At 25.7% G+C, this 6,826-nt stretch carries 5 protein-coding genes; all 5 read left to right on the top strand.

The genetic code is table 11. The annotated features are described in order from the left end of the window. The first annotated feature begins 732 nt into the window (after window positions 1-732). The 5 genes from asnS (at window position 733) to psc1_RS03575 (ending at window position 6,803) form a co-directional block, all read left to right on the top strand. Window positions 733-2,133, top strand: coding sequence for an asparagine--tRNA ligase (gene asnS / locus psc1_RS03595; protein ID WP_122225449.1), 1,401 nt, complete (start codon window positions 733-735; stop codon window positions 2,131-2,133). Window positions 2,134-2,244: 111 nt separating this feature from the next. Next, entirely contained in the window at window positions 2,245-3,351 is a 1,107-nt protein-coding gene (locus psc1_RS03590) for an ABC transporter ATP-binding protein (RefSeq protein WP_023161333.1), read from the top strand. 102 nt (window positions 3,352-3,453) lie between these two features. Beyond that, window positions 3,454-4,296, top strand: a complete 843-nt coding sequence (locus psc1_RS03585) for a carbohydrate ABC transporter permease (protein WP_373375603.1) — start codon at window positions 3,454-3,456, stop codon at window positions 4,294-4,296. Window positions 4,297-4,315: 19 nt separating this feature from the next. Beyond that, on the top strand, window positions 4,316-5,197 hold the full coding sequence (locus psc1_RS03580) for a carbohydrate ABC transporter permease (RefSeq protein WP_023161331.1): 882 nt from the start codon (window positions 4,316-4,318) through the stop codon (window positions 5,195-5,197). Further along, window positions 5,181-6,803 (top strand): extracellular solute-binding protein, encoded by a 1,623-nt coding sequence (locus tag psc1_RS03575; RefSeq protein ID WP_122225450.1) that lies wholly within the window; start codon window positions 5,181-5,183, stop codon window positions 6,801-6,803. The genes psc1_RS03580 and psc1_RS03575 overlap by 17 nt, the downstream gene beginning before the upstream one ends. Window positions 6,804-6,826 lie beyond the last annotated feature (23 nt).

The following is a 6,826-nucleotide window of genomic DNA, read 5'->3' as shown; positions in this document are numbered from 1 at the left end:
TTTTAATTTATATATATTATTATATATAATAATTATTTATTATTATAGTGAGTATTTTTTTTACTTAAAATTAAAAATTCTTTATTTTTTCTATATTTTTTTTAAAAATTTAGGAACATTTTATGAACATTTTTTTATGTTTAAGACAATTTTTATTTTTATTTTTAAATAATTTTTTTCATTTTAAAATAAAAAATAATTATATTATTCAATTAAAATGATAACATAAAAAATAATAAATTTTAGGAACAAAAAAAAACATCTTTTCTTAACTCCAAAAAACCTTATTTTTTTAAAAAAAAGTAACACACTTAGGAACAAAAAACAATCTTTTTGTTTTTTAGAAAAAAATAAGGTTTTATGTGATAAAAAAAGATGACAAAATTTAATTTAAGAACTTTTTTAAATTTTTAAGAACAATTAAATTTTATTTTTCCTAACTTTTAAAATCTCTTCTTTTTTTATTTTTTTTTGTTTTATTTTATTAAAAGACATTCTTTTTTATTTTCTTTTATTTTTTGTTTGTTTTTTTAAAATATCTTTAAAAATAATCTTAAAAATGATAAAATAGATTTGTAATTAATTTTTTAAAGAAGTAATTTTTGTCTTTTTATATTTATTTTTTATTGAAAAAAATATTAGATTTAATCTCTTTGTATTTTTTTTTAATGATATAATTTAATTATCGAAAATTAAAAATTAAGTCAAATTATAAACAAAGGATTATATAAAATGGAAGTTACTATTAAAAATATTTTCCAAAAATCAGATTCTTTTTATCAAAAAAAAATTGTAGTTAATGGTTGGATTAGAAATTGTCGTTTTCAAAAAAAGTTAATTTTTATTGAAATCAACGATGGAACTTTTTTAGAAAATTTACAAATTGTTTGTAAAGAAGAAATTTTACAAAATCTTGATTTAGAAAATTTAAAAGAAATTTTACAAATCGGAGCTTCTTTGAGAATTGAAGGAATTTTAAAAGAAAATCAAACGATTTTTCAACTTTTTGAAGTTTTGGCACATAATGTGATTCTTTTAGGATCAAGCAATTCTTCTTATCCGATTCAACCAAAAAAACATTCTAATGCTTTTTTAAGAACAGTTACTCATCTAAGAGCTCGTACTAAACTTTTTGGAGCAGTTTTTCGTATTCGTAGTACTGCTTTTTTAGCTTTACACAATTTTTTTTATCAAAAAGGTTTCTTTCATGTTAGCACTCCTATTATTACTGCTAATGATGGCGAAGGAGCAGGAGAATTATTTCAACTTACTTCTCTTAATTTAGAAAATTTGCCAAAAGAAACATCTCAATTAGATTATCAAAAAGATTTTTTTGGTAAAAAAGTTTTTTTAACAGTGACAGGACAACTAGAAGCTGAAGCGATGGCTTTAGCATTGAATAAAGTTTATACCTTTGGGCCTGTTTTTAGAGCCGAAAAATCAAATACTCCAAGACATGCTGCTGAATTTTGGATGTTAGAATCGGAAATGGCTTTTTGTGATTTAAAACAAAATATCAAAATTGTTCAAGAAATGTTGCAAACTGTGATTGCTAAATGTTTAGAAGAAAATCGAAAAGATATTGAGTTTTTAGATCAAACCGTTAGAAAAGGTTTAGTTCAAGAATTAACTAACATTTTTCAAGAAAAAGAATTTTTGGTAATTAAATATCAAGAAGTAGTTGAAATTTTAAACAAAAGCGGTATTGAGTTTGAAAATAAAATTTTTTACGGTTCTGATTTGGCGACCGAACATGAAAAATTTTTGACAGAACAACATTTTAAAAAACCAGTTTTTGTCATTGATTGGCCGAAAGAAATTAAAGCTTTTTATATGAAAAATAACTCCGATCAAAAAACCGTTGCAGCGATGGATCTTTTAGTTCCGCGGGTTGGAGAGTTGATTGGCGGTTCACAAAGAGAAGAAAATTTATTAGTTTTAATTGAAAAAATGAAACAAATGAATATTCCTCAAAAAGATTTGGAATGGTATTTAGACTTACGTCGTTTTGGTGGTTGTATTCATTCTGGGTTTGGTTTAGGTTTTGAAAGGTTATTAATTTTTTTAACAGGTTTAGATAACATTAGAGATGTTATTGCCTTTCCAAGAACTTATCATAATTTAACTTTTTAATTATTCCCAATATTTTTGTTTTGTTGTTAAAATAAATGCAACATTAACAATTAATAAAATATTATTTTTTTTAAATATTAAAATTATATATAAAAACCAAAGGAATAAAAAATGGGTATAAAATTAAAGCAGGTTTCTAAAGTTTTTGCAGACAAGAAGACCAAAAAAGAAACTTATGCTGTTAATAAAATTGATATTGAAATTCCGAAAGGTAAGTTAGTCAGTCTTTTAGGACCTTCTGGATGTGGAAAATCAACAACTCTTTACATGATTGCAGGACTCCACGATATTTCTTCTGGTAAAATTTTTTTCGGCGATCAAGATGTGACTAATGTTCCAATTGAAAAAAGAGGGATTGGTTTGGTTTTTCAAAATTATGCTTTATATCCGCATATGACAGTACAACAAAACATCGCTTTTCCTTTAGAAAATTTAAAAATTCCTTCCCAAGAAATTTTGTCAAAAGTCGAAGAAATTACTAAATTAGTTGGGATTGAAGAACATTTAGATAAAAAACCACATGAATTATCTGGCGGACAACAACAACGCGTCGCGATTGCTAGGGCTTTGGTAAAAAAACCACAAGTCTTATTGTTAGATGAACCTTTATCTAATCTAGATGCAGGATTACGTTTAAAAACTCGTGAAGAAATTCGTCGTATCCAAAGAAAAATGAGTATTACTGCTGTTTTTGTTACTCACGACCAAGAAGAAGCGATGTCAATTAGTGATGAAATTTGTTTGATGAAACAAGGTCAAATCCAACAAAAAGGCGATCCGCAAGAAGTTTATGCTAACCCTTGTAATTTATTTGTTGCTAAGTTTTTAGGTAATCCTTTAATTTCTATTTTTAATGGTGAAATTATTTTCGGCAAAATCTATATCGGTAAGTCTTTGTTGTTTGATTTTTCTGATAATAAAAATTTAAATAAATTAAAACAAAAAATTTATGTTGCTATTAGACCAGAAGGTTATTGGTTTTCAAAAACTGGTAATTTAGAAATTGAAACGCTTTTTTTAGAAAGTGTTGGTAGAGATTTAATGTTATTGGCTCGCCATCCTCAAGCCGTTAATAATACTTTTCGTCTTGTTTTTGATGAAAACAGCAAAAATATTATTTTTCCTCAAGGTTTTGTTGCTAAACAAAAAATTAAATTTCAAATTAAGCAAGAAAAATGTTTTCTTTTTGATAGAGAAACGGAAAAAAGGATTTTTTAGATGTCATTGTTGAAAAAAATTTTTCAAAACCATAGGCAGCATAAACATTGGTATTTTTTAGCCCCGGCTTTGGTTTTGCTAATCTTGTTTAATTTCTATCCTTTGATAAAAATTTTTTATATTTCTTTAGATAACAATTATAATAAGTTTTCTGATTATTTTTCTCGTTCTTTTGGAATTAAGAATTATACTACTATTTTTGGTGATGCTGATTTTCAGGATGCTTTTTTAAACACTGTTTTATTGGTTTTTATTGCAGTGCCTTTATCTATTTTTTTATCGTTAATGATAGCTGTTGCTTTGGGTAATGTTTATAATCGTTATTTTAAAAACACCCTTCAAACTATTTTTTTTCTCCCTTATTTAACCAATTCTATCATTATGGGAATGGTTTTTGCTCTTCTTTTTTACCACAAAACCTACCCTTTTAAAAGTACTTCTGAAGGTTTGTTTAATCAATTATTGACTTTTTTTGGCATATCATCCCAACAAGATTGGATTAATGTTGCTGCTGATTATAGTCATAAAATGTTTGTATTAATTTTTTGTGTTGTGTGGAAATCCTTACCTTTTCAAATTGTAATTTTTACTGTTAGTTTACAAAATATTGGTAAAGATTATTACAATGCTGCCAGAATTGATGGCGCTTCTAAAAAAACCATTTTTAAAAGAATTACTCTTCCCCTACTTTCACCTATTATCTTTTATCAACTCATTATTGCTATGATTCAAATGTTAAAAGAATATGAAACTGTTGTTGGTGTTTTTGGCAATAACGAGTCAAAAGTCAATACTATTGTTGGTTATATTTATAATCAAATATCTACTGATAAAATTGATTCTTTTGCTAGAGGAGCTGCTGCTACTATTATTTTGCTTTTGATTTCGGTTTTGTTTACTGTAATGAATTTTTTTTTATCCAAAAGAAAATTAATAAGGAATTAAAGATTAGGTAATGTATGAAATGAATAAAATTAAATCTAATTTCTTAATTTTTCAAAAAAAACTTTCTGAAGTGTTGTTAGTTTTTTTAAAATATTTGTTTTTATTTATTTTTGCTTTTTTTTTGATTTTGCCTTTTTATTGGATGTTAAATATTGCTTTACAAAAAGAAAGTTCAACAATTAGTTATTTTCCAATCAATTTTACTTTCGAAAATTTTATTGGTTTTTTTAAAAGTTCTCGATTAGAATTTTTTTCCGCTTTTTTTAAAACTATTGGTATTGTTTTGGTTTCTACTTTGTTGGGGTGTTTTATTTCTGTTATTACAGCTTTTGCTTTAAGTATTTTAGAATTTAAAACTAAAAAAATAGTTTTTGGTGTTTTTTTAATGACTACGATGGTAACAACTGAAAGTATGTTTTTAACCAATTATCAAACATTTGCTAATTTAGGTTTGGTCGACTCAGGGACTGGTTCTAAGATTCCGGGTGGAGTTTATTTTGCTTTAATTTTACCTTTTTTGGTGAATGTAGTTCATATTTTTTTATTGATACAAAACATTAAAAAAATTCCAAAAGAACTATATTTATCAGCTAAAATTGATGGTAGTAGTGATTTTAAGTTTTTATACAAAATCTTAATTCCACTTTTGAAAAATAACTTGATTAATATTTTTATTTTTAGTGCTGTGGCTGCTTGGAATGCTTACTTATGGCCTTCTTTGGTGGGAGGTAAAACTTTAACTGTTTTAGTTAGAAAAACTTTTAGTTCGGAAATCAAAGAAACTTTATTGCATCAACAAATGGCGGCAATTACTTTGATTACTATCCCTTTGATTTTGTTATTCGTTGTTTGTAAAAAATATGTTTTAGAAGGAAGATTAAACAGTGGTATTAAAGGGTAAATTAAAAATAATATTTTTTTTTGTCTTTTGTTTTCTATGTTTAAGTTTAATAATTTTATTTCCTGGAACTAGTGCTGATGATTTAAGAAAAAAACATGATGACGATTTAAAACAAACCCTTAGCAAGTATAAAGACGACGGAGGGGAGGAATGGAAAAAATTTAAAGATAAACCAATTACAATTTCTTTTTGGCACAACCTAGAAGGAACTCATTTGAAAGATTTGCAAGATTTTCTTAAGGAGTTTAAAGAAGAATATAAAAATATTACAGTTAAGACAGAGTTTAAAGGTGGTTGGGGACAACTGATTAAAAATATTAATGTTGCTCTTCCTGGCAATACTGAACCGCATTTAATTTTTTCTTATCCTGATTATTTGATTAATTTTTATGAATCAGGTAAATTAGTCCCTCTTAATGGTTTTATTAATCATCAAAATAAAGAAATACAATTGGAAAAATCATCAGACGAACTATCATCAAATTATTTTTATCCCGTTTTTGAAGATGAATCGCAAATTAAATTAGGACAAGAAGACAAAAAATGGTATTCTTTGCCTTTTTTTAAGACCATTGAATTAATGTTTTATAATCAAACTTATTTTAAAAAATTACAAGAAAAAGTCAAAAACAACTCTGACCTTAAGGAAAAAGTTGCTGCTTGTTTTGATCAAAACGAAGAAGGAAAATTAAAAAATGATATTACCTGGGAAGATTTAGAAAATTTATGTTCTGTTATTAAAAGTATGGATAAAAATAAGATTCCTATCGCTTATGAGTCTGAATCAAACCTTTTTATTGTTGCCTCCGAACAAAAAGGCATTCCTTATGCTGTAGATAGAAACTCAGATGCTTCTAATTATGGAGTTAAATTCAATAACTTAGCTTCTCAAAATATGGTAAAAGCTTTTAAAGAAAGGTTTTATGATCAAAAATATTTAACTACTAAACAATTATCTGGTGAAATCTATCCACTTACCCGTTTTATCAATCAAGACTTTTTGATGAATATTAGCTCTTCAAAAGCTTTTGAATACTTAAATAAAGTTGATTTTGAAATCGGTGTTACTTCTTGCCCTTATTGGAAGGATGGTAGCAAAAAAGCCTTGCAACAAGGAGCTAATATCAATTTATTTTATAAACAAGATAAAGATGAAGTACTTGCTTCTTGGTTATTGTTAAAACATTTAACTTCTGATAAAATTAATAAGAAATTATTTGATAAAAAAGGCAGCTTTCCAACTAGACCTAGTTATGTTAAAAATTATTTAGATACTAACAAGAGTAAAATTGCTTCTCTTAAAGAAGACATAAAAAAATCACAAGAAAATTTAAACAAACCTGAAAATGACGCAACTCAAAAAAGAATAATTAATCACAAACTTTTAAAAGAAAAACTTTTATTATTCATTTTAGAAGAAAAACAAAAAGAAAAAAAAGAACAAAAATCTATTTATTTCTTTTCTCCTGTCTTTCAAAAATCTTATATCGCAAGATTAGTAGTTGAAGATTTGTTAATTGATTGTTTCTTGTTACCACCAAATGAAAAGATAGATGCCAAGATTCAAACTTTATTTAATGCTGCTCAAAAAAAAGCTCTTTCTTAAAAAAATCCTAAAAACTAAAGGAT

This window comes from Candidatus Phytoplasma solani, assembly GCF_041729705.1.
Lineage (GTDB): Bacteria > Bacillota_I > Bacilli_A > Acholeplasmatales > Acholeplasmataceae > Phytoplasma > Phytoplasma solani.
This window is presented reverse-complemented; position numbering and strand designations above follow the sequence as displayed.

Coding starts and splice junctions, on each gene's coding strand:
- asnS (WP_122225449.1), top strand. CDS start 733: ATGGAAGTTACTATTAAAAATATTTTCCAAAAATCAGATTCTTTTTAT.
- psc1_RS03590 (WP_023161333.1), top strand. CDS start 2,245: ATGGGTATAAAATTAAAGCAGGTTTCTAAAGTTTTTGCAGACAAGAAG.
- psc1_RS03580 (WP_023161331.1), top strand. CDS start 4,316: ATGAATAAAATTAAATCTAATTTCTTAATTTTTCAAAAAAAACTTTCT.